The sequence below is a fragment of the Stenotrophomonas sp. YJH_SMC_32 genome (assembly GCF_059369975.1).
The window spans coordinates 161,676-184,824 of the sequence record NZ_JCAFTE010000003.1 but is presented as its reverse complement, the minus strand read 5'-3'; the positions used below and the strand labels follow the sequence as shown (position 1 = coordinate 184,824).

Sequence of the window (23,149 nt, the reverse complement as noted above, 5' to 3'; positions counted from 1 at the left end):
CCCGGATTCGTCGAGCCAATGGATGTCCTGATGCGCCGCAGCCTGATTCTGACCCTGCTCCTTGCACTGAGCCTGCCGGTGGCCACGATGGCCCAGAGCGGCCTGCGCACCGAGGGAGATGTTGCCACCGCCTCGGGTGCGTACGAGGCCGAAGTGCCCGTCAACAGCCAGGCCGAAGCTGATCGCAACGGCGCCCTGGCCCGTGCCCTGAGCGTGGTGCTGGGCAAACTGTCCGGCGACCGCAACGTGATGTCCCGCCCCGGCGTGGTGCAGGCGCTGCGCAACGCCAAGGACTACGTGGCCAGCTACGACTACAAGCAGGACCAGAGCGTGGGCGCCAGCGGCGCGCCGAGCTTCAGGACCCTGCTGGTGGCCCGCTTCCGCGAGGATGACGTCGACTCGCTGGTCTCGGCGCTGGGCCTGCCGCTGTGGCCGCAGCCGCGGCCGAAACCGGTGGTGTGGTTGGCCGTCGACGACGGCAGTGGCCCGCGCCTGGTCAGCGTGCAGCAGGCCAACGCCGCCCGCCCGCTGCTGAACCGCGCCATCGAGCGGGGTTACAAGCTGGGCCTGCCCAGCGGCGGTGCCGCCGAACAGGCGCTGGCCGGTGCCATCTGGCGCCAGGACAGTGCCGCCGTGGCCCGCGCCTCGTCACGCTACTCGCCGCCGATGCAGCTGATCGGCAAGCTCTACCGCGCCAACGGCGGCTGGCAGGCGGACTGGGTGTTCGTCGACAACGGCCGCGAGCTGAACAAGTGGACCAGCAAGGACGCCAACGCCATGCGTGCGATGGCCGCCGGTGCCGATGGCGCCGCCGACGCGCTGGTCAAGCGCTATGCCAAGGCGGGTGCCGCCGTCGGTCAGGCCGGGACCTACCGCGTGGTGGTCACCGGCATCAACAGTGCCGACGACTACCTGCGCCTTGCCGCCGGCCTGCGCGAGGTGCCGGTGGTGCGCAACGTCACCCCGCTGCACGCTTCGGCCGGCCAGCTGGAGCTGAGCCTGGAGATGACCACCGGCCTGGCCGGCTTCAACCGCATGCTGGGCGACAATGGCGTGCTGGTGCCCAGCGCGACGCTGCCGGCCCTGCCGACCCCGATCGATGACACCACCGGTGCCCCGGTGGCCGCGCCGGTCAGCAACGAGTACCGCTTGCGATGACCCTGACCCCGGAAGCCGAAATCGCGCAGTTCCTGCGCCGCCTGAAGTACATCCTGTTCGCCGGCCTGGTCGGCTGGGTGGTGTGGCTGCTGGCACCGATCCTGACCCCGTTCGTGCTGGCGCTGGCGCTGGCGTGGCTGGGCGATCCGCTGGTGGACCGCATCGAGGCCACCGGCCGTTCGCGCATGACCGGCGTGGTGCTGGTGTTCGCTGCGATGGTGCTGGTGATCGTGGCGCTGCTGCTGGTACTGGTGCCGATGATCGAGCGCCAGATCACCACCCTGATTGCGGTCGCGCCGCAGGCACAGGCGTGGCTGATGGAGAAGGGGATCCCCTGGTTCGAGCAGAAGACCGGCCTGGAAGTGATGCAGTGGCTGGATCCGGACCGCCTGATCGAATGGGTGCGCAGCCACTGGCAGCAGGCCGGCGGCTTCGCCACCACCTTCATGGGCTACGTCTCGCGTTCGGGCTTTGCGATGGTGACCTGGGTGGTCAACATCCTGCTGCTGCCGATCCTGGCGTTCTACTTCCTGCGCGACTGGGACAAGCTGGTCGAGCGGGTGGCGTCGGTGATTCCGCGCAACCACATCGGCACCATCAGCGCGTTGGCGCGCGAGTCCAACGAGGTGCTGGGGGCGTTCATCCGCGGACAGTTCCTGGTGATGCTGGCGCTGGGCGTGATCTATGCCGGCGGCCTGTCGCTGGTCGGCCTCAAGCTGGGCCTGCTGATCGGCCTGATTGCCGGCCTCATCAGCTTCATCCCATACCTGGGCGCGACCACTGGCGTGCTGATGGCGGTGATCGCGGCACTGGTGCAGGCGCAGGGCTTCGACCTGAAGCTGCTGATCCTGGTGGGCGTGGTGTTCACCGTGGGCCAGCTGCTGGAAAGCTACGTGCTGACCCCGCGTATCGTCGGCGACAAGATCGGCCTGCACCCGGTGGCAGTGATCTTTGCGGTGATGGCCGGCGGCCAGCTGTTCGGCTTCCTCGGCATGCTGCTGGCGCTGCCGGTGGCGGCGGTGACCAACGTGCTGCTGCGCTATGCGCATCAGCGCTACCGCCAGAGCGAGCTGTACGTGGGCGAGAAGCCGGCGATCGTGCTTGATGGCGTAGTGGACGCCCCCCATATCATCGTTCCGAACGACAAGGGCCCCGACCTGAAGTGATGGGTGTGCCGCAACTGCCGCTGGCCCTGCATTACCCGCGGGACCAGCGCCTGGAGACCTTCATCGGCGCGCCGGACGGCGCGCTGGCGCAGCTGCGCGCGATCGCGGTTGGTGCCAGCCACGACTGGGTCTACCTGGAAGGTGCGGCGGGAACCGGCAAGACCCACCAGGCGCTGGCGATGTGCTCCAGCGCCGAGCAGGCCGGGCGCCTGCCGACGTACGTGCCACTGGCCAGCGCCGCCGGCCGCGTTCGTGCAGCGCTGGATGGGCTGGACGCACGCGAACTGGTGGCGCTGGACGGGCTGGACGAGGTTGCCGGCAATCGCGAGGACGAGATCGCGCTGTTTGATTTCCACAACCGCGCGCGCGCTGCAGGTGTGACCGTGCTGTACACGGCGCAGAAGGCGCCGGGCGAGCTGGGTCTGGTGCTGCCGGACCTGCGTTCGCGCCTGGGCCAGTGCGTGCGCGTGCTGCTGCAGCCGCTGGATGAGGAAGGTCGTGCTGCGGTGCTGCGCGAGCGTGCACTGCGACGTGGCCTGGCCATCGACGAAGCGGCCATCGAATGGCTGCTGTCGCACACCGGCCGTGAGCTGGGTGGATTGATCACCCTGCTGGACTGGCTGGACCGCGAATCGCTGGCGGCGAAGCGGCGGATCACCGTGCCGTTCCTGCGCCAGGTGCTGGAAGAAGGCCGGCCCCGCTACTGAGGGTGGGGTTTGTTTGCAGGGCTGCGCCCTGCACCCGCCGAAGCCGAAGCAACGTCAACGTCAAAAGCGGGCTATCCGTGGGATGGCGGGGTGGGTCCGGTTGCGGGGGACGCTGCAAGTACGTCCATGTAAGCTCGGTCGCCGCATCCATGCGGCTCACGCCCCCGCAACCGGACCCACCCCGCCTTCGACAGCTTCCCGCAGTCTGCCGGGACTGCGTACTGCACTGCTGTTGGTGGGTGTCGACCTTGGTCGACACGTGTCTTGCTTGTGGTGGGTGACGACCGTTGGTCGTCACTGGAGCAAGCGCAGCGAAGCGACACGCTTTTGCTCTTCTTTCTTTCTTCCGTGGCTGGACGCGCACGGAAACTGTCAGAGGCCGGGCGGGGTGGGTTCGCGGGGGTGTCCGCGGCATGGATGCCGCGGCCAAGCCCCCAGGGACGGGTTCATGGCGTCCCCCGCGAATCCACCCCGCCCGGCCAAGCAAGGCTTCTGCTCTCAAAACACCCAGCCACGAGGGGCTCAGCCGTTCGCCGCCAACTCAGCATTCAGCGCGCGCAGGCGATCCACGGTACCCACATCGGTCCAGCGCCCACGATGGTGCTGCCCCGTCATCAACCCCTGCGCCATGAAATGCTTCTGCAGCGGCACCACCGAGAACTTCGGCGGAACACGCTCGCTACCCGGCGCATCGCCGATCACCGTGCGCCAGTCGGCCACGATGGAGGGGCGATACACGCCGATGCCGGCATAGGTCAGGCACGGCCCTGCGTGGTCGTGGTGCAGCAGGCCCTGCGCATCGAGTCGGTAGTCACCGTTGGGGTGTTGCGCCGGATTGTCGACCAGCACCAGGTGTGCCTGGCCCTGCGGCTCGCGCGGCAGCGTGGCGAAATCGAAATCGGTCCAGATATCGCCGTTCACCACCAGGAACGGAGCATCGCCCAGCACCGGCAATGCGTTGAGGATGCCGCCGCCGGTTTCCAGCGGGGTCTGCCCTTCGTAAAGGAAATGCAGACGCAGGCCCCACTGGCTGCCATCACCCAGCGTCGCCGGGAACTGCTCGGCCAGCCACGCGGTGTTGACCACTACCTCGCGCACGCCGAGCGCCGCCAGGCGTTCCAGGTGCCAGACGATCAACGGCTTGCCGGCCACTTCCAGCAGCGGCTTGGGTGTGTGCAGGGTCAGCGGGCGCATGCGCTCGCCGAGCCCGGCGGCAAACACCAGCGCCTTCATCGGGCCACGCGCATCGGTGCGCCGAGGTCGGCCAGCGCCGGCTTGATGCGGTTTTCCAGCAGCTGCTGCAGGGGGGCCAGCTCGCGATAGCGTGGCAGCACTTCATCCAGATAGCCGATGAAGCGCGGTGCGTCGTCCAGGTAATGGCCCTTGTTGTCGCGGTAGCGCAGGCGGCAGAACAGGCCGAGGATCTTCACGTGGCGCTGGATGCCCATCCAGTCGGCATCGCGCAGGAAGGTGGCGCGGTCGGGCACCGGCAGGCCGGCGTCGCGCGCGCGTTCGTGGTACTGCGCCAGCCACTCGTCAACGCGCTGCAGCGGCCAGCTCAGGAAGGCGTCCTTGAACAGGCTCACCGCGTCGTAGGCGATCGGGCCACGCACCAGGTCCTGGAAATCCAGCACCGCGGGGCCGTCGTCGACCGGCATCAGGTTGCGCGGCATGTAATCGCGGTGGGTCATCAGCTGGGCCTGGCCCAGCGCGTTGTCCATCAACCGGCGATGCACCAGCTGCAGCCCCTCGAGCTCACCGCAGTCCAGTTCCAGGTTCAGGTGCCGCTGCAGGAACCATTCGTCGAACAGCCCGGCATCGCGTTGCAGCAGCGCCTCGCCGAACTGGCCGAAGTCGGCTGGCACCGCAATCGCCTGCAGGCGCAGCAGCTGTTCGATCGAGCGGCCAAACCATTCATCGGCATTGCGCGCGTCGAGGATCCTGGCCAGGGTCGGACCGCCGAGATCTTCCAGCAGCAGGAAGCCGGCCTCCAGGTCCTGTGCCAACAGCGCGGGCACGCGCAGGCCGTGGTCGTGCAGCAGGCCGCGCATGCGCAGCCACGGCCGCGGATCTTCCAGCCCCGGTGGGGCGTCCATCACGATGTGGCTGCCACGGGTGCTGGTGGTGCGCCAGTAGCTGCGCATGCCGGCATCGACCGAAGCGCGCTCGACCACCGCGCTGGCATCGTCGAGCTGGGTACGGGCCCATTGCAGGCGCCGCGCGCTGCGCTGGGGATCGGAGGCGGGTTCGGTCATGCGGGCATATCCGGGGGCGCTGGGCGCGCCAACGTCGGGAACAGGAGGGGAAGGAGGGACGGGGTCAGCGGCGGCCGCTGAACAGGCGCAGGACGGCCAGCACGGCCACCGCGCCCACTACCGCACCGAGGAAACCGGCCGGTTCGCCGGGGGCGTACCAGCCCATGTACTGGCCGAACCAACCGGCCAGCAGTGCACCGAGGATGCCCAGCACGATGGTCAGCAGGCAGCCCATGCGGTTGTTGCCGGGCATGAAGAAACGCCCGAGCAGGCCGACGAAGAAGCCGACCAGCAGGATGTACAACCAGCTGCTGCTGCCGAACAGACCATTCATGCGCGCGGATTCCGCTTGAGTGTGGACGCAGCCTAGCAAGGCCAGGCTGCGTCCGTCACCGGTGCCGGATCAGCAGCAGCCGTGGTCGCCGTGGCGGGTGCCGCTGTCGGCAGCCACCGGCGAACCGCTGGTCTCGCCACGCAGGCTGGCGGCGTAGTGCTCGCTGATCACCTTGGACACGCAGGCGGTGACCTTCTTGCCCATCGGGATGTGCAGGAACTCGTTCGGGCCGTGCGCATTGGAGTGCGGGCCGAGCACGCCGGTGATCATGAACTGCGCACCCGGGAACTTCTCACCGAGCATGCCCATGAACGGGATCGAGCCGCCTTCGCCCATGTACATTGCCGGCTTGCCGAAGAAGGCCTGGCTGGCATCGTCGATGGCCTGGGTCAGCCACGGCGCCATGGCCGGGGCGTTCCAGCCAGTGGAGGCCTTTTCCAGGTCCAGGGTGACCTGCGCGCCGTTCGGCGGGTCGCGCAGCAGCGCTTCCTTCAGCAGCTCGCCGCAGGCCTTGCCATCGGCGGTCGGCGGCAGGCGCAGCGACAGCTTCACCGAGGTCTGCGGGCGCAGCACGTTGCCGGCCGATTCCAGCGGCGGCATGCCGCCCACGCCGGTGACTGACAGCGCCGGCCGCCAGGTGCGGTTGAGCACCAGCTCGGTCAGGTCCTCGTTCATCGGGCGCAGGCCGTCGACCATGGGGAACTTCTCGAAGATCTCGGTATCGACCACTTCGGCCGCGCGCTTGGCCTGTTCCAGGCGTTCGGCCGGGATTTCGACGTTCATGCCGTCGATCAGGATGCGGCCGGTGTCCTGGTCCTCGATGCGCGACAGCAGCTGGCGCAGCAGGCGGAAGCTGGACGGCACAACGCCGGAGGCATCGCCGGAATGCACGCCTTCGTTGAGCACCTTCACGGTGAAGTTGCCGCCGGTCAGGCCGCGCAGCGAGGTGGTGCACCACAGCTGGTCGTAGTTGGCGCAGCCCGAATCCAGGCAGACCACCAGCGAGGGCTTGCCGATGCGCTCGGCCAGGTGGTCGACGTACGCCGGCAGGTCGTAGCTGCCGGACTCTTCGCAGGCCTCGATCAGCACCAGGCAGCGGGCGTGCGGCAGGCCCTGGGCCTGCAGTGCCAGCACCGCGGCCAGCGAGCCGAAGATGGCGTAGCCGTCGTCCGCACCGCCGCGGCCATACAGCTTGTCGCCGCGCAGGACCGGGGTCCACGGGCCGAGGTCGTCGTCCCAGCCGGTCATTTCCGGCTGCTTGTCCAGGTGGCCGTAGAGCAGGATGGTGTCGTCGCCGGTTTCGGCGCCGGTCGCTGGAATTTCCAGGAAGATCAGCGGCGTGCGGCCTTCCAGGCGCACCACTTCAACCTTCAGGCCGGGCAGCTGCTGGGCCCTGGCCCAGTTCTCCATCAGGGTGACCGCCTGTTCCATATAGCCGTTCTGCACCCAATTGGCGTCGAACATCGGCGACTTGTTGGGAATGCGGATGTAGTCGACCAACTGCGGGACGATTTCGCTGTCCCACTTGTCATTGACGAATTGGCCGAGCTTGGCGCTGTCCATCTGAAACTCCGGTTGCATGGGCTGATCCGGCCATTCTACGCCTGTGCCACGGGTAGGGTTTTTCCTACATCACGTCGGGTATTTGGCTGGCTTACGGAAATCCGGGAAACCGATAGGCTGTGCACATGTGGTGACGGACACTGTTCCTGCCGACGGGATTGCCGGTCGGGGCGGCCAGAATCACAGGGAGATACACGTCGTGCCTTGGAGTGTCGTGTTGAGGGCACTGGTGCTGGTAGTGGGGATCGCTGGGGCGCATGCCGCCGAACCGATCGACATCAACCGCGCCGATGCCCAGGCGCTGCAGCAGGGATTGACGATGGTCGGAGCCGCCAAGGCCGAGGCGATCGTCGAGCACCGGCGCAGACACGGCCCGTTTCATCGCGTCGAGGACCTGGCGCAGGTGAAGGGGATAGGGAAAGCGATCGTCGAACGGAATCGACAGCGGATCACCGTAGGCAACAGGTTGTTGCCGGCGGATCCGGTACCCGGATCGGTACCGGTGCGGACCGTACCCAGGCGCTGACAGCAGGAATCGTCGGAACCGGCAGGAGGCTGGTTCAGCGGTCACGGACAGGACGGCCGTGACCACCGACCGCCGCAGGATGCGGCACCAATCACCAGGATGGTGGCATCACAGACCTGTGGAAGGGGCTGAGATACAAACAGGACAGACGCGGCCGCGTGCAGGACGCAACGCTTCCCCCACAGCGCAGGATGCGAGGGGGCGGCAGCAGGCCGACAAGGACGTAACGATTGCCCGGTACGACACATGGCTGTGTCGCCGGGCAGTTTCATTTCCGGCGCCAGGTTTTGCCGCGGCCACCACGGGCCGATGGTGTACGGTGGCGGCTCCGCATGGAAAGGACCCCCGCTGGATGCTTCTGCACCGTCCAACCACTCTGATGCTCGCTCTTGCACTGGCCCTGCCGCTGCTGGCCCATGCCGCTGCGCCGGCACCGGCTGCCAAGCCCGCAGCTGCCACTGCCGGCACCGCCGAGGTGCGCGGGCCGACCGACCTGAAACCGGGCGAATACCTGTGGCATCCGGAAATCTCGCCGACCGGCCCGATCGTGCTGGTGGTCAGCCTCGATGAGCAGCGTGCCTACGTCTACCGCAACGGTATTGCCATCGGCCTGACCACGATCAGCTCGGGCAAGGCCGGGCACGAGACACCGACCGGTGTGTTCACCATCCTGCAGAAGGACAAGGACCACAAGTCCAACCTCTACAACAGCGCGCCGATGCCGTACATGCAGCGGCTGACCTGGGACGGCATCGCCCTGCATGGCGGCAGCCTGCCCGGGCATCCGGCCTCGCACGGCTGCGTGCGCCTGCCGCAGGCCTTCGCGCAGAAGCTGTTCAGCGAAACCCAGCGCGGCGATACCGTCGTGGTGGCCGATGCCAAGAGCTCGCCGATGACCCTGGCCTATCCGTCGGTGCTGGCACCGGTCAATGCACGCGGCCAGGCCCTGCCGGAGACGGAGGGTGGGGCGCCGGCACAGGCCTGGTGGAACGACAGCGCGGCGCCGGCCGGGCAGGTCGGCATCCTGGTCAGCCTGCACGACCAGCGCCTGTACGTGCTGCGCGATGGCGTGATGATCGGCGAGTCGCCGCTGAAGGCGGACGCGCTGCCGGCCTTCCAGGGCACTACCCTGTTCGTGATGGGGCAGGGTTTCAGCGATACGCCCAGCCCGCTGGACGCGAACCAGCGCCTGCACCGGTGGACGGCCTACCCGTTGCTGGGCCAGGACCGCGCCCAGGCCACGCCGGACCTGCTGGCCACGCCCTCGCTGCCGATGGCGCTGCCGGCCGATTTCGCCCGCCAGCTGTACCAGGTGCTGGTGCCGGGCACGACCCTGCTGGTGACCTCGCTGCCGGCGGTCCGCCCAAGCCCGGCTGAATCCGGAATGCAGCCGGTCTTGGAATCCGAGCCGCCAGGGTCCACCCTCAAGGGCAACTGAGTCCCTTCGTTGTGCCCATGACTGCATCCTGCCTGTGCCGGCTGGCCGCGTTCGGCCTGCTGGCGACCTCGGCCAGCGCCCCGGCGCTGGCACAGACGCCCGCCCTCGCCACCAGTGCCGATGATCTGGCTGCCCTGCTGTCGCGCAGTGCGCCCAAGGCCGACCGCCACGTGTTGCAGCTGGCGGCGCACGCCATGCGCTGTGCGTTGCAGCGGCCGGAGCTTGGCATCAACGGTGATCGACTGAGCGTTATCGATTACTCGCGACCGTCCACCGAGCCGCGCCTGTGGGTGTTCGACCTGGCCCACCAGCGCCTGCTGTTCGAGGAATGGGTGGCGCATGGCCGCAACAGCGGCGAGAACCGCACCGAGCACTTCTCCAACCGCGATGGCAGTTTCATGTCCAGCCTCGGCGCGTTCACCGCGCAGGAGACCTACATGGGCGGCAACGGCTATTCGCTGCGCCTGGCCGGGCTGGAGCCGGGCTTCAATGACCGCGCGCGCGATCGCGCGATCGTCATCCACGGCGCGCCGTATGTGAACCCGGCCACCGCGCAGCTGCAGGGGCGGCTGGGCCGCAGCCTGGGCTGTCCGGCGGTGCGCCTGTCGGTGGCCAAGCCACTGATCGATGCGTTGCGTGGCGGCACGATGGTGTTCGCCTATTACCCCGACCAGGACTGGTTGAAACACTCGCAGCTGCTGGCCGGCGGGTGCGGCGGCCAGGGTACGCTGGCCACGCGGTGATGCACGATGGCGCGCGGCGTGATGCAATGCGCCGATGAACGTCGACTCCCTGCTGCACACTCCGAGCCAGGTCATCTCCAGCCTGGACTACCGCCGCGAACGCTGGCGCAACGGCCTGGGCTGGACCCGCGAGATCCTGCGCCTGCCCGCGCAGGGGGATGACTGGGCGCTGCGCCTGTCGGTGGCCGAGATCGAGCAGGACGCGGCGTTCTCCGCGTTTCCCGGTGTGGAGCGTGAGCTGGTGCTGCTGCAGGGCAATGGCGTGCGCCTGCGCTTCGAGGATGGCCGCGTGGCCGAAGTCCTGCCGCCGCATGGGCGCGTGCGCTTTGCGGGCGAGGAAACGCTGCACGGCGAACTGGTCGACGGCACCACCCACGACTTCAACCTGATGTGGAAGCGCGACCTGCTGCAGGCCGAACTACTGCATCGGCCGCTGGTGGGCTCGATGTTCTTCTTCTGCGAACCAGGCGTGGCCTGGGCGCTTTACCTGTTGGCCGGTCATGCCGAATTTGGGGCTGACAGCGGTCTGCCGCCGATGCACGCTGGCGATACCGCGTGGTTGGCGGCCGGTGAACGGCAAAGGCATGCGTTGCAGGGCGGGGGCGAGTTGTTGGCGATCAGGGTGAGTGCGGCGGGATGATTCCTGGGCGCCGGTGGGTACCATCCACGCATGGCGTGGATCTACTTGCACTGCGGTTGCCACCCTGCCTGGACACGCGGTTCAGTAGATCCACGCCATGCGTGGATGGGGCAACCTCAATACACATCGCGCCGGTAACGACCGGCCAGCAGTAGCGCTTCCTTGTCCGCAGTCCCCAGCACCTGCTCGATCACCGCATCCACCGCCGGGGCCATGCCCTGCAGGCTGCCACAGACCAGGATCGTCGCGCCTTCATCCACCCACTGCCGCAGTGTTGCTGCTTCGGCCAGCAGGCGGTCCTGCACATAGCGATGCACACCGCCATCGCGGCTGAACACTGCATCCAGCCGCGCCAGCGTGCCGTCTTCCAGCATTGCCTGCAGCTCTTCGCCAAAATGGAAGTCATGCGCAGCAGTGCGCTCACCGAACAGCAGCCAGGTACGGCGCGCGCCACTGCGCACGCGTTCGTGCAGGTGCGCGCGCAGGCCGGCGATGCCGGTGCCGTTGCCGATCAGCAGCAGCGGTACCTCGGCGGCGACGCCGTGGAAATTGTCGTTGCGGCGCAGGCGCAGCTGCACCGGCTCGCCGATGACCGCGTGGTCGCACAGCCAGCCGCTGCCGATGCCAGGCGTGCTGTCCGCGCGCAGCTGGCGACGCAGCAGCAGCTCCACCGCGCCGTCGGCCATCACCGAGGCGATGGAGTACTCGCGATGCGGCAGCGGCTGCAGGGTCGCCAGCAATGCGGGCAGGTCACCCGGCGGAACCAATGAAGGCAGGTGCGAGTGCGCGACGCGTGCCAGCAACGTCTGCCCGTCATCCAGCACCCTGTCCGCATCGAAGCGCTGTGCGTCCAGCCAGGCACGCACGGTGTGCGACGCATGCTGCGGGCCGATCTCGGCGATGTCGCCGGCCTGCCACTGCACATCTGCGCCGGCCGGTGGCCGCAGGCGCAACCAGTACACTGGACCGCCGGGGCTGCCCGGGTTCAGATGTTCGCGCTGCAGCAGCGTCCACGGCTGGTATTCGGCCGGGCTCCAGTCGGGCAGTTCACTGGCGCCACCACCGAGTTGTCCCAGCAGCTGTTGCCAATGACGCAGCGCTGCCGGATCGGCGTTGTCGACCTCGATCACATCGAACAGCGCATGCGCGCCGTGCTGCCGCAGCCATTGGTCAAGCTGGTGGCCGAATCCGCAGAAGTGGCCGTAGCTGCGGTCGCCCAGCGCGAGCACGCCGTAGTGCAGGTGCTGCAGTGAAGGCGGCGAGACCATGACATCGCGCAGGAACGGCAGCGCGTGGTCAGGCGGATCGCCCTCACCGGTGGTGCTGGCGATGAACAATGCACGCTGGCTGCCGGCCAGCAAGGCGGCGTCGACCTCATGCAGACCGCGCACGCGCACCGGCACGCCGGCACCACGCAATGCCTCGCCACTGCGTTCGGCCAGCTCGCGGGCAAAGCCGGTCTGGCTGGACCAGACCAGCAGGAGGGGCGCGGTGTCTCCGGTTGCGACATCGTCGCGCGCGCGCCCACTCCACCACAGTACAGCGCAGGCCAGCGCATACAAGGCCGTGGCGAGTGCCGCGATCTGCGAGTGTCGAATCGGTGGCGCGCCCTGCCACCATGCCTCACCGAGATGCAGGCGCAGCAACGCCCCGCCGATCAGCGCCAACAGGAGCAGGGCCAGGGTGTTGCCGAGCCACGCGCGCGACCGGCGTCCGCTCATGCGCCCTGCTCGTCAAGAAGACGCTGGAAGGCGCTGCTGAGGAACTCCTGTGGGCCGCCTGCAGCGCGCTGCAGGTAGCGCGCCGCCAGGCCTTCGCGCTCGGCCAGCGCCATGCCCTGGTCGCGACCGAGTACGGTCAGCGCGGTTGCCCAGGCATCGGCGTGCATCGCATCGCCGGCCACCACCGTGACTGCCGCAGCGACCTGGCGCACCGGCCTGCCAGTACCCGGATCGAGGCTGTGGCTGTAAGCCTCGCCATCGGCGTGGTACTGGTGCCAGCGATCGCCGGAGGTGGCCACCGCCCGGCCATCCAGTGCCAGCACGCGAGGCGGGGTGTCGGTCCGCGCATCTTCTTCCGGTGCGGACTCCACCAGCACGCGCCACGGCTGGCCATCCGGTTTGCGGCCGTAGCCGGCCAGCTCGCCGCCGACTTCGATCAGCGCTGCCGCAATGCCTTGACCACGCAGCCAGGCAGCCACGTGATCGACGCCGAAGCCCTTGGCGATCGCAGAGAGATCCAGTTGCAGTCCGCCCGGCTGCTGCAGCGCATCGCCGCGCCATTGCAGGCGCTGCCAACCGCAGCGCTCGCGCGTGGCCTGCAGGGTAGCGTCGTCGGGCGGGCGGCGTTCGCCGGCGTGTGCACCGAAGCCCCACAGCGCAACCAGCGGACCGATGGTGGGATCAAAGGCGCCGCCACTGGCGGCAGCGATGGCCTGTGCGCAGGCCAGAACGTGGCGGGTCTCGGCCGGCAGCACGCACCATTGGCCCGCGTTGGCGCGGTTGTAGCGACTCAGGTTCGAGCCGGGCTCCCAGGTGCTCATCTGCGCCACCACCGCATCCAGCCGCGCCTGGATGCCGGCATGCAGTGGATGCAGGTCGCGCTGGCGCGGCGCGACCAGCGACACGCTCCACGTGGTGCCCATGGTGGTGCCGCCGAGGCGGGCGATGTCGAGCTGGGGATCGGTCATGGTGGTCTACCGCAGGCACGATGCCGGGGCCTGCCCGGCATCGCGGTCCACATCTATTACTGCGGCAACACTTCCAGCGTGGCGACGTAGCTCAGGCGGCGCTTGGCGGCCTGCTTCACCGAGGTCTTGTTGTCTTCGGTGCCGGTTTCCAGCCAGTACATGCCGGCTTCCGGCCAGGTCACCTTGATCTCGCCCCTGGCGTCGCTGGTGAGCTTCAGTTCGTCCTGTGCGTTGCGGTAGCGGGTGGCACCCCGCACGATCTCGAACTCCAGGCCAGCGGTCGGCTTGCCATCGACCAGCACGCGGAAGGTGGCTTCCTCGCCGGCGAACAGGTCGTTCGGGTGGCCGACGGCGACCAGCTCGATGCCGCGGTTGGTCGGCTTCAGCGCGGTGTCGTTCGGCGCACCGTTGGTGACGAAGGTCTCCACGCGGCCCACCGACTGGCTCAGTTCGAGCTTCTTCGCGTCCTTGGGCAGTTCGCCAAGGGTCGCCACGCTGCCGCGCCAGCGCTTGCGCTCGCCGTTCTGCTCGTAGGTGGCGAACAGGCCGTCATTGACCGAGGCGATGCGGTAGGTGCCCGCCTGCTTCAGTTCGATGTCGAACACGCTGCGGTACTTGCCGGTGGTCGCGTTCTGCGGCAGCACGGTGCTGCCGTCCGGCGCGGTGATCACCAGCGATTCCAGTCGCAGCGGCACGTGGTTGAAGTAGAACAGGTCGTTGGAGACCGCACCGTCGACGGTGATCCACGGTGCGTTGCCGGCGATCACGGTCTGCGAGGGCAGCAGCCAGGCCTTGTGGGCCAGGGCGGAGAAGGGAAGGGCAGCGGCCAGGGCGGCGGCGAGGACGAGCGTGCGCTTCATGCGGAAGACTCCAGTTGGAAGGGGTCGGATCCCTTTCCAACGGAAAGGGCTCTGATCCCGGGGATGTGGCGATGGGGTCAGAGCCCTTCCTGTGGAAGGGATCCGACCCCGGCTCAGACAATTACGGTTTGACGGACAGGGTGACCTGCCCCAGTTCGGTGGCGCCCTGCGCCTTGCCGTTCTGCGCGGCGGTGGCCGGCCAGGTGAAGGGGATCTTCAGCAGTTCGCGGCCGCCGACTTCGCGCACCGCCTCCACCACCAGGGTGTAGTTGCCCGGGGCCAGCTGCTTCAGTGCCGGCTGCCTGTCGCTGAACGACAGTGCGTGCCTGCCGGCCGGGCGGGTCGGGCCGGTCACGCCGTCCACCGGCACCTGCAGGGTACGGCCACTCTTGCGCCACCACTGGCGCAGGTCGGGCAGCCACTTGGTGCCGTGGCCCTCGCTGTTGCTGGTCTGCTGGTACCAGACCGACAGGTTGGCCGCGACCTTCTGGTCGGCGCCTTCCAGCCACACCGCCACATACGGGCGGTGGTACTCGGCCACGTTGAGCTTGGGCACTTCGACGTTGATGTCGAGGGTGGTGGCATAGGCCGGCGAGGTGGCCAGCAGGCCGCTGAGGGCGATGGTCAGGGTGACGCGCATGGGGCGGCTCCGGAGGAACGGATGGAATTCACGGTGGAAGTCAGTGGATCAGCAGCAGGGCGATCAACAGCGGGATCATCAGGCCGAGGCCGACCAGCGGCCAGGTCATGCGCCGTTGCCGCGCATGCAGGTGCAGCAGGAACAGGCCGGTGATGCAGAACACCAGGCAGGCCACGGCGAACAGGTCCAGGAACCAGCCCCATGCCGGGCCTGCGTTGCGGCCCTTGTGCAGGTCGTTGAGGTAGGAGACCACGCCGCGCGAAGTCGATTCGTACTCCACCGCGCCGGTTTCGCGGTCGATGCTCAGCCAGGCGTCGCCACCGGGGCGCGGCAGCGACAGGTAGATCTCCTCGGCCGACCATTCGGCCGGGCGCCCACCGATGGCGATGCCCAGCTGCGTGTCCAGCCATTGCCGGGCCGGGCGCGGAATCGGCGCGTTGCCGTCCTCGCGCGTGCCCAGCTGGCCCAGCAGCGCGGCCGGCAGTTCCAGGTGCTGGTTCTGCACCTGGGGTTTGGCCTCGATCTTCGCGGCATGGTTAAGAGTCAGGCCGGTCACCGCGAACAGCAGCATGCCGATCAGGCAAACTGCGGAGCTGATCCAGTGCCACTGGTGCAGCGTCCGCAGCCAGAAGCCACGGTTCTGTTGCTGCTGCACGGTGGAAGAGGCAGGACGGCTCACGGCACGGTTCGAAGCGGACGGGGACTGCCCATTACATCATTGATGAGAATGGCTCGCAATTGCGTGTCGTTCTGTATCCCGGAGCAGGCATTCCGGGGTGCCGGCCAGCGGCCGGCACTACCGATCGGTAGATCCACGCCATGCGTGGAGCAGGAGCAGGGCGCGGCGATCAGAACTTCGCGTTCAGCGAAATCCAGTAGCTGCGGCGCTGGTCCTTGGTCGCATAGTCGTCCACGCAGTTGAATTCGCTCTGGCTGATCAACAGGCACGACTGCGAGACGAAATCCTTGTCGAGCAGGTTGTTGACCCGCGCGTTCACCGTAAGCCAGGGCGTGGCCTTCCAGCTGCCACCGAGATGGAAGATCGTGTAGTCCTCGTAGTAGCGGGTGTTGCTGGCGCCGTTGGCATCCAGCAGCGTGTCGCGGTAGCGGTCGTAGCGGCCCTCACCGATCAGCGACAGGCTGACCGCTTCATTGATCTGCCAGTTGAGGCTGGCGTTGGCCATGTGTGTTGCCGGCATGGTGCCGCTGATCGGCAACCCCTTCTGTGCGCCACTGGTCTGCTCACTCTTCGTCCAGGTGTAGTTGCCGCGCAGCTGCAGAGTGTCGAGCAGGTCGACATGCGCGGCCAGTTCGGCACCGCGGGTCTCGGCCTTGTCGATGTTCACGCTCTGGGTGAAGGTGCTGTAGCCCAGTGCCGCCCAACCCGGGCCGATGTCCACGCAGTAGCCGCTGCCGGCGCGCGCCACTTCGCAGTTGGGGAAGGTGCCGCCGCTGGCGATCTTGTCTTCGAACGTGTTGAAGAAGCCGGTGACGTTGAAGCCCCAGCGCTGGCCCTCGTAGTACGCGGCCAGCTCGTAGTTGGTGCTGGTTTCAGGCTTGAGGTTCGGCGAACCGACCAATGGCAGCACGCCCTGGCCACCGAAGCCGGTGATGCCCGGGAACAGCTGGTCCGGTCGCGGGGTCTTGTAGCCGGTGCTGACGCCGCCCTTGAAGGTCCACGCATCGCTGGCGTTCCACACCAGGTAGCCACGCGGGCTGACGTGGCTGCCGAACACGTTGTGGTCGTCGTAGCGCAGGCCGAAGGTGGCGGTGAGGGTGTCGGTCAGCGCCCAGTTGTCCTCGGCGAACAGCGCCCACATGCGGTGCTTCTGCCTGGTGTTGCTGCGGTAGCCAGCGCCATCCATGCCGAACACGCCATCGACCATGTCAGTGTTGTTGTACTGGCCACCCACGGTCAGCTTGTGTGCGCCGAAGTCCAGGTCGAGCATCGTGTCGAGCACGTAGCCTTCCAGCTCCATGGTGCGCAGCGGGCGCGGCAGGAACGCCTGCAGGCGCGCCATCTCGCTGGGATGGAGTGCGGCCAGCGCATTGCCACGGCCGGCCGCGCAGTTGTTGGAAGCGCCGGTGCGACGGCAGACGTCATTCCACAGCGCCTGCAGGTTGGCACGCTCGTCCAGTGTCAGCGGCAGAGAACGGCCGAGATTGCTGCTCTTGCTGTGGGTCAGCGAAGTCTGCCAGGTGCCGAAGCTGTAGCGGCCCTGGTGGGTCAACGATAGCTGATCGCGCTCGTAGCGCTGGTAGGCGGTGTAGCCCACGCGCGGCTGCACCACACGGCGGGTGACGGTGCCGCTGCCGTTCGGGTTGGGGATCACCGCATTGCCGACGCGCCACAGGCTGGCCAGGCTGTCCAGCGTGCCGGTCTGGCCTTCGCGGTTGTCGTACTTCTGCCGAGACACGTCGTAGTCCAGCCACAGTTCGTGGTCATCGTTGACATGGAAGTCCAGGCGCACCCCGGTATTCCAGTTGGTGTTGGCGACCGACTTGCCGCCACCGCCGAAGCCGATGCTGCGCTCCCACAGGCTGCCGTCGGGCAGGGACAATGCATCCCATTCGGGGTTGGATGCCTTGGCATCGTAGTAGCTGCCGCGTACCGCCAGGCTGAGGCGATCCTTCAGCAGTGGGCCGCTGAGGTAGAGGTCGGTGGTGCGCGCATCGCCGAACTGGTCGTCCTGCTGCACGGTGAAGCTCTGGCTGACCGAGCCGTGCCAGCTGTCCTGGTTGCGGCGGGTGATGATGTTGATGACGCCGCCCATCGCGTCCGAGCCGTACAGCGTGGACATCGGCCCGCGCACGACTTCGATGCGTTCGATCGCCTCCAGCGGCGGCAGGTAGGCGAACTGGCCGCCACCGAAGTTGTTCGGATAGATCTGGCCGACATTGCTCTGGCGGCGGCCGTCGATCAGCACCAGGGTGTACTCGGACGGCAGGCCGCGCATCGACACGGTGGCGCGGCCGTTCTTGTCGGTCGCTTCCAGGCCCACGTCGATGCCTTCGACGTCGCGCAGCGCGTCGACCAGGCTGGTATAGGGGCGCTTGCTCAGTTCCTCGCGGCTGACCACGCTGATGCTGGCCGGGGCATCGATCACCTTCTGTTCGAAGCCGGAGGCAGTGACCACCACCTTGTCCAGCGTCTGCGGTGCGCCGGCGGCGTCACCGTGGGCGAAGGCGGGGCTGGCGAAAGCCGCCAGCACGGCGCTGGTCAGCAGGGTACGGGACAGGGACGAACGGACACGATGGCGCTGGGCCATGGCAGTTACCTCGAAGGATGCAGGGTGGCGCGATGCCGTGCGCGAAGGGCGCGGCAGGCACGGAAGGCCCGGTCAGGGGCGGCAGGGATGAAGCAGACAGCGGCGTGCAGGCGCGACCGCGCAGGCGGTCACGCCAGGCCGTGGATCAGGCGAGCGGCGGCGCCTGGCCGCGTTGCTGGCGGCGCCCGGGCGCATCGGCCCAGGGCGTGTCCGGAGCGGCCAGCGGCCAGTCCGGGCGCACGCCGGGCATGGCCGGCGTGGCGGGTACGAGTTCGAGTTCAGTGCGCAGCCAGTGGCTGGCCAGCAGCAACGGCGGGTGTGCCTGCTCGGCCGCTTTCACAGGGGTGGCGGCACAGCGGCGCAGCTTGGCCGGCGCCTCTTCCTGCAGGGGGCTTTCGCCACCGCGCTCTTCCAGCGGCATCTGCATGGCCATTCCGGCCTGGGCCTGTGGCAGCAGTGGCAGGGTGCCCAGCAGCAACGCCAGCATCGCCACCCATGCCAGCAGGCTGGCCAGCGCCGGACGCTGGCCGCGCATGGCGGTGCCCATCTTGCGATGGATGAGTGGGCGAGGGCGAAGCGGACGCAGCAAGCAGGGGTCCCCAGGGGTCTGCCGGCAGCGGCCGGCATCAACGGGGCGTGATTGTAATGAGAGCCGTTAGCTGTTGCAAATGAGAATGATTGCCAAAATGTCGCAGGCCGGCCCGGCAAGGCTCAGACTTCGCTCCAGCGCCGCAAAAGGTTGTGGTACACGCCGGTCAGCTGCAGGATCGCCTCGGCGTCGCCGCCGGTCTGCCGCAGGCGCTCGATCGAGCCGTCCATTTCCCACAGCAGGCGGCGCTGCACGTCGTCGCGGACCATGCTCTGCACCCAGAAGAACGACGCCACGCGCGCGCCGCGGGTGACGGGGCGCACTTGATGCAGGCTGCTGGACGGGTAGACGACCAGGTCGCCGGCCGGCAGCTTCACTTCGTGCTCGCCGTAGGTGTCGCTGATGATCAGCTCGCCGCCTTCGTACTCCTCGGGCGTGGACAGGAACAGGGTGCAGGAGATGTCCGAGCGCAGCTGCTCGCCATTGGCCAGGTTCATCACCGCACCATCGACGTGGTAGCCATAGGCGCCGCCACCGCTGTAGCGGTTGAAGCGCGGCGGCAGGTACTTCAGCGGCAGCGCGGCGCTGAAGAACAGCGGGTGCCGGGCCAGCGCGACGAGGATGATCTCGCCCAGTTCGCGGCGCAGCGGGGAAGCCTCGGGCAGCTGCTGGTTGTGCTTGGCCTGTGCGCCCAGATGGCCGACGGTCTCGCGGCCATCGGTCCAGTCGGCGGCATCCAGTCGGCGGCGGAAGTCGGCCACCTGGTCGGCGCTGAGAATGTCGGGGATGTGCAGCAGCATGCGGGGCTCCTCAGAGGGACGGCGGTGCGACCAGGGCGCGCACCTGGGGATGCGGCGACGCGGCCAGTTCCGGCACGATGTGCGCCATGAACGCCGGGCTGCCGTGCGCCAGGGCGAGCCGCAGCCAGTGCACGGCCTGCTCGACCTGGCCGGCCTGCAGCAGGATCGAGGCGTAGTTGGCCTGGCCGCGGAAATCACCGGCCTCGGCCGCGCGCTGGTACCAGGCGAGCGCCGCCTGCGGATCAGCCGCGGTATCCAGCCCGTCTTCGAGATGGCGGGCCAGCAGGTTCATCGATTTGGCATGGCCCAGGTGCGCGGCACGGGTGTACAGGGCCAGTGCCTGCGCGCGGTCCTGGGGCACGCCGCGGCCGGTGGCCAGCAGGTTGGCCAGGTTGTACAGGCCCCAGTCCAGCCCGGTGTCGGCCGCGCGCCGGTACCACACCGCGGCCAGCGTGGGGTCGGGCGTGGTGCCCTGGCCCAGCTCATGGCAGCGGCCGAGCATGTTCATCGCCATCGGCGCGCCGTTGTTGGCGGCGGTTTCGTACCAGAGCAGCGCAGCCGAGGCGTCCTGCGCGGTGCCTTTACCTTCCATGTGCATCTGCGCGAGCAGCAGTTGTGCATCGACCTGCCCGGCCTGTGCGGCGTCGCGCACGCGTGCGAACGCAGCCTGTGGATCGTGCTGGAGCAGCTCGGCCAGGGCGTCGCTGTCGATGGGGGTACGGGGTGCCATGATGGGGTGAGTATCGCCGGAAACAAAAGCGGCGGCAGGAGCCCCTGCCGCCGTGGTGGAGCGCCGTTACATCAGAACTTGACGTTCAGTGCCAGGGTGGCCGAGCGACCCGGGGCGATGCTCGCGTAGTGCGAGGCATAGGCCTTGGTGAAGTAGGTCTTGTCGGTCAGGTTCTGCACGTTGAGCTGCAGGCTGATGTTGTCCTGGATCGCGTAGCTGGCCATCGCGTCGAAGCGGGTGTAGCTCGGGATCCACTTGGTGTTGGCGACATCACCGTACTGCTTGTCCGAGTAGAACGCGCCGGCGCCGAGGGTCAGGCCGATCGGGAAGCGGTAGGTGGTCCACAGGTTGGCGCTGTGCTTGGCAGTGTTCGGGAACACGTTGCCGTTGTATGGCGACGGCACGTACACGTTGGACGGGCAGGTGCGGCCCACCGGTGCGCCACAGACGAAACCGTTGTCCTTCAGTTCCGAGTCCAGGTAGGTGTAGCCGCCGTACAGGCTCCAGGCGTCGGTCAGCTGGCCGGTGAAGCCCAGTTCGAAGCCGTTGATCTCCTTCTTGCCGGCGTTCTGGCTGGTGCCGTTGTCGACCGTCACGCGTGCGTTGTTCATCACGGTGTGGAAGATCGCTGCGGTCAGGTTCAGGCGCTGGTCGAACAGGTCCCACTTGGTGCCCAGTTCGAGGTTCCTGGTGTCCTGCGGCTTGAGGTCGGCCACGGCGGCGCTCAGGCCGTCCGAACCGTCACCACCGTCCATGCCCGGCGGGGTCGAGGAGGTGCCCCACGACAGGTAGATGCTGCCGTTGGCGGCCGGCTTGAACACCACACCGGCCTGGTAGTTCAGGAAGTCGTTGCTGTTGCGCACGCGGGTCGGTGCCTTGCCGGCCACCGGGGTGGTCAGGGTGGTGCGGAAGTCGTCGTAGCGCAGGCCGAGGTTGATCATCCACTGCTCATTGAGCTCGATGGTGTCGAACACGTAGGCCGAGGTGGTCCTGGTGCGCTGCTCGACGTCCAGTGCCTTGTCGCTGCGGTACACCGAATGGGTGGCTGCCCACGGATCGCGCGGATCCGGATTGGCGAAATCGGTGCAGTTGTAGCCAGTGGCCGCGCCGGTGGTCGGGCACTTGCTGTTGCCGGTGAGCGGGTTGCTGGTGCCCGGTGTCATCAGGTAGCTGCCGCGGGTCATCTTCTCGTCGCTGTACTCCACGCCTGCGCTGTAGCTGTGCTTGAGCGCACCGGTCTGGAAGGCACCGGTCAGGCCCAGCTGGTCGGCGAAACTCTTGACGTCGACGGCGCGGGCGTTGGTACGGCGCCACAGGGTACCGTAGTTGTTCGGGTTGCCCTGGCTGTCGTCCGGCTGGGTCCACAGGTAGTCGTTGCTGGTGTTGCCCAGGCGCGCGATGTTGCGCAGCTTGTGGCCGCCGAAATCGTAGCTGGCATCCAGCGTGCTGATGTCGGCGCGGGTGCGCTGGAAGTCACGGTCGACCAGGCCGTAGTAGTTGTTGCGGTCCGGCACCATCGGGCGGCCGTCGACCCACTTCGAGGCCGGCGCCCCGTTCGGGTTGCCATACGGGAAGCCACCCGCGTCCGGCAGGTCATCGCTCTGCATGTGGTAGTGGCTGGCGATCAGCTGCGCCGGGCCGTTCAGGCCGAACGCGATCGACGGTGCGATGCCCCAGCGGCTGACATTGGCGGCGTCGCGGCCAGCGATGTCCGATTCGTGCTTCATCAGGTTCAGGCGCGCGGCGATGCCGTCGCCCAGAACGTAGTTGGCGTCCACGGTGCCGCGTGCGTAGCTGTCGGTACCGATGCCCATGCTGGCGCTGGTCTCGTTCTTCAGCTTCGGCGTTTTGCTCACCAGGTTCAGGCTGCCACCACCGGAATCACGGCCACCGTAGGCCGAGCTCGGGCCCTTGACCACTTCCACCTGCTCCAGGTCGAAGATCTCGCGGGTCTGCGAGCCGACGTCGCGCAGGCCGTCGACGAAGACGTTGCTCTGCGAATCGAAGCCACGGATGAAGGGGCGGTCGCCGGTCGGGTTGCCGCCTTCGCCGGCACCGAAGGTGATGCCCGGCACCATGCGCAGCGCATCCTGCAGGTTGGTCGCACCGGTTTCGGCGATCAGCTTCTCCGACACGATCGACACTGACTTGGGGGTGTCCAGCAGTTCGGCGGTGAACTTCGGCGAGGACGGATTGAACCAGCTGCCGCGCACCTGCACCTTGTCCAGGTCGGTGGCCTTGCTGGATGCGGCATCAGCGCTGTCGGCAGCCTGCGCGGCCAGCGGCGCGAAGCCTGCGGCCAGGGTGGCGGTGGCGAGCAGGGAAACGCGCGGGGCGTGCTTGCGGGACGTGATGTGGGTCATGGCTTTGGGTAGTGGCGTGGATCGGGAAAACGGCGAAGGCCGAAGCGCAGACAGCGCGACGACACGTAGAGAGCTTTTTCTGTAGAACCGAGCCGATGCCCGGCGATGCGGCGAACGACTTCAGGCGCACGGCAACCGCCGCAGGGCGCCTCAGCTGGCGTGCGGTGCGGGCGGTGCGTGGCCGGGGTTCAATCGCAGTGCGGGATCGTGCAGTTGCCGGCGCAGGGCGTCGGAGCGCCATAGCGGGATATGTGCGACCAGGGGCGCGCGCAGGGGTGCCAGTCCGGCGCAGGGCGTGTTGCCCTCACCCTCAAGCGGCGGCTCCGGTGCAGGTCCAGCATGGTGCGGGCATTCGTCTGCCGACGGCGCCGGCAATGGCATGACCTGGCGCAACCCTTCGGCATGTGCCTGCCACCCTTGGGTAGTCGGGACGTTGCTGCGTCCTTCGTGCAGCGCCGACCAGCCCAGCAGCAGCGTCAGCAGCACGGCCACGGCCAGCGGCCACCCCTGGCGGGCGAGCTGGTACAACGTGGCAGTGAGCGTGGGCGAAGCCATGGCGCGAGGGCGGAGTCGTTACGAAGATGTTACGTAGAATAACATCAACGATAATGATTCGCATGTACGGCAGGCTGCGGGACGCTGGGGCGGCCGGGGAACGCCCTGGAGGGCCCTTGCGGGC

The 23,149-nt window shown here is 67.9% G+C and carries 22 protein-coding genes; 7 read left to right on the top strand and 15 right to left on the bottom strand.

The features are described 5' to 3' along the window. The first annotated feature begins 18 nt into the window (after window positions 1–18). From AC5P7S_RS06835 to hda, 3 genes are read left to right on the top strand one after another with little or no spacing between them, the layout of a single operon-like run. Window positions 19–1,158 carry a DUF2066 domain-containing protein gene (locus AC5P7S_RS06835; RefSeq protein ID WP_032953985.1) on the top strand — a complete coding sequence of 380 codons (1,140 nt, stop codon included), beginning with the start codon at window positions 19–21 and terminating at the stop codon, window positions 1,156–1,158. Then, window positions 1,155–2,324: an AI-2E family transporter gene (locus AC5P7S_RS06830; RefSeq protein WP_053500214.1), complete on the top strand. Its 1,170-nt coding sequence runs from the start codon at window positions 1,155–1,157 to the stop codon at window positions 2,322–2,324. Before AC5P7S_RS06835 ends, AC5P7S_RS06830 begins: the two co-directional genes overlap by 4 nt. Further along, window positions 2,324–3,031: a DnaA regulatory inactivator Hda gene (gene hda / locus AC5P7S_RS06825; protein WP_053500213.1), complete on the top strand. Its 708-nt coding sequence runs from the start codon at window positions 2,324–2,326 to the stop codon at window positions 3,029–3,031. The genes AC5P7S_RS06830 and hda overlap by 1 nt, the downstream gene beginning before the upstream one ends. 522 nt (window positions 3,032–3,553) lie before the next feature. On the opposite strand, the gene murU is transcribed toward hda, so the two are convergent. From murU to AC5P7S_RS06805, 4 genes are all read right to left on the bottom strand, one after another. Beyond that, window positions 3,554–4,264, bottom strand: a complete 711-nt coding sequence (gene murU / locus AC5P7S_RS06820; RefSeq protein WP_095376998.1) for an N-acetylmuramate alpha-1-phosphate uridylyltransferase MurU — start codon at window positions 4,262–4,264, stop codon at window positions 3,554–3,556. Next, window positions 4,261–5,286 (bottom strand): aminoglycoside phosphotransferase family protein, encoded by a 1,026-nt coding sequence (locus AC5P7S_RS06815; protein WP_065177936.1) that lies wholly within the window; start codon window positions 5,284–5,286, stop codon window positions 4,261–4,263. Before AC5P7S_RS06815 ends, murU begins: the two co-directional genes overlap by 4 nt. Window positions 5,287–5,350: 64 nt before the next feature. Then, entirely contained in the window at window positions 5,351–5,620 is a 270-nt protein-coding gene (locus AC5P7S_RS06810) for a GlsB/YeaQ/YmgE family stress response membrane protein (protein ID WP_005415577.1), read from the bottom strand. Window positions 5,621–5,689: 69 nt separating this feature from the next. After that, window positions 5,690–7,183: a M20 family metallopeptidase gene (locus AC5P7S_RS06805; protein ID WP_095376997.1), complete on the bottom strand. Its 1,494-nt coding sequence runs from the start codon at window positions 7,181–7,183 to the stop codon at window positions 5,690–5,692. Window positions 7,184–7,382: 199 nt separating this feature from the next. Between AC5P7S_RS06805 and AC5P7S_RS06800 the strand changes: the two genes are divergently transcribed. From AC5P7S_RS06800 to AC5P7S_RS06785, 4 genes are all read left to right on the top strand, one after another. Further along, window positions 7,383–7,709: a ComEA family DNA-binding protein gene (locus tag AC5P7S_RS06800; protein WP_032953992.1), complete on the top strand. Its 327-nt coding sequence runs from the start codon at window positions 7,383–7,385 to the stop codon at window positions 7,707–7,709. A gap of 352 nt (window positions 7,710–8,061) precedes the next feature. Then, window positions 8,062–9,147 (top strand): L,D-transpeptidase, encoded by a 1,086-nt coding sequence (locus AC5P7S_RS06795; RefSeq protein ID WP_095376996.1) that lies wholly within the window; start codon window positions 8,062–8,064, stop codon window positions 9,145–9,147. Window positions 9,148–9,164: 17 nt separating this feature from the next. Further along, entirely contained in the window at window positions 9,165–9,890 is a 726-nt protein-coding gene (locus tag AC5P7S_RS06790) for a murein L,D-transpeptidase catalytic domain family protein (protein WP_095376995.1), read from the top strand. Window positions 9,891–9,924: 34 nt separating this feature from the next. Next, on the top strand, window positions 9,925–10,530 hold the full coding sequence (locus AC5P7S_RS06785; RefSeq protein WP_095376994.1) for a HutD/Ves family protein: 606 nt from the start codon (window positions 9,925–9,927) through the stop codon (window positions 10,528–10,530). Between the two features lie 116 nt (window positions 10,531–10,646). Here AC5P7S_RS06785 and AC5P7S_RS06780 read toward each other — a convergent pair whose 3' ends face one another. The 11 genes from AC5P7S_RS06780 to AC5P7S_RS06730 form a co-directional block, all read right to left on the bottom strand. After that, complete coding sequence (locus AC5P7S_RS06780) at window positions 10,647–12,251, bottom strand: sulfite reductase subunit alpha (RefSeq protein ID WP_095376993.1); 1,605 nt, start codon at window positions 12,249–12,251, stop codon at window positions 10,647–10,649. After that, window positions 12,248–13,219: an FAD:protein FMN transferase gene (locus AC5P7S_RS06775; protein ID WP_095376992.1), complete on the bottom strand. Its 972-nt coding sequence runs from the start codon at window positions 13,217–13,219 to the stop codon at window positions 12,248–12,250. Before AC5P7S_RS06775 ends, AC5P7S_RS06780 begins: the two co-directional genes overlap by 4 nt. A gap of 56 nt (window positions 13,220–13,275) precedes the next feature. Continuing rightward, entirely contained in the window at window positions 13,276–14,079 is an 804-nt protein-coding gene (locus AC5P7S_RS06770; protein WP_095376991.1) for a DUF4198 domain-containing protein, read from the bottom strand. A 121-nt stretch (window positions 14,080–14,200) separates the two neighbouring features. Further along, a complete protein-coding gene (locus AC5P7S_RS06765; protein ID WP_065177931.1) occupies window positions 14,201–14,719 on the bottom strand; it encodes a DUF2271 domain-containing protein in 519 nt (172 codons plus the stop codon). A gap of 40 nt (window positions 14,720–14,759) precedes the next feature. Then, window positions 14,760–15,398, bottom strand: a complete 639-nt coding sequence (locus AC5P7S_RS06760) for a PepSY-associated TM helix domain-containing protein (protein ID WP_053496843.1) — start codon at window positions 15,396–15,398, stop codon at window positions 14,760–14,762. A gap of 169 nt (window positions 15,399–15,567) precedes the next feature. Then, window positions 15,568–17,988: a TonB-dependent receptor domain-containing protein gene (locus tag AC5P7S_RS06755; RefSeq protein WP_005415587.1), complete on the bottom strand. Its 2,421-nt coding sequence runs from the start codon at window positions 17,986–17,988 to the stop codon at window positions 15,568–15,570. A 145-nt stretch (window positions 17,989–18,133) separates the two neighbouring features. Beyond that, on the bottom strand, window positions 18,134–18,535 hold the full coding sequence (locus tag AC5P7S_RS06750; protein ID WP_053496847.1) for a hypothetical protein: 402 nt from the start codon (window positions 18,533–18,535) through the stop codon (window positions 18,134–18,136). A gap of 164 nt (window positions 18,536–18,699) precedes the next feature. Beyond that, complete coding sequence (locus AC5P7S_RS06745; RefSeq protein ID WP_095376990.1) at window positions 18,700–19,377, bottom strand: Fe2+-dependent dioxygenase; 678 nt, start codon at window positions 19,375–19,377, stop codon at window positions 18,700–18,702. A gap of 10 nt (window positions 19,378–19,387) precedes the next feature. Next, window positions 19,388–20,107: a tetratricopeptide repeat protein gene (locus tag AC5P7S_RS06740; RefSeq protein WP_095376989.1), complete on the bottom strand. Its 720-nt coding sequence runs from the start codon at window positions 20,105–20,107 to the stop codon at window positions 19,388–19,390. A gap of 71 nt (window positions 20,108–20,178) precedes the next feature. Further along, on the bottom strand, window positions 20,179–22,470 hold the full coding sequence (locus AC5P7S_RS06735) for a TonB-dependent receptor (RefSeq protein WP_095376988.1): 2,292 nt from the start codon (window positions 22,468–22,470) through the stop codon (window positions 20,179–20,181). Between the two features lie 150 nt (window positions 22,471–22,620). Further along, window positions 22,621–23,025, bottom strand: a complete 405-nt coding sequence (locus tag AC5P7S_RS06730) for a hypothetical protein (protein ID WP_095376987.1) — start codon at window positions 23,023–23,025, stop codon at window positions 22,621–22,623. Window positions 23,026–23,149: the final 124 nt, after the last annotated feature.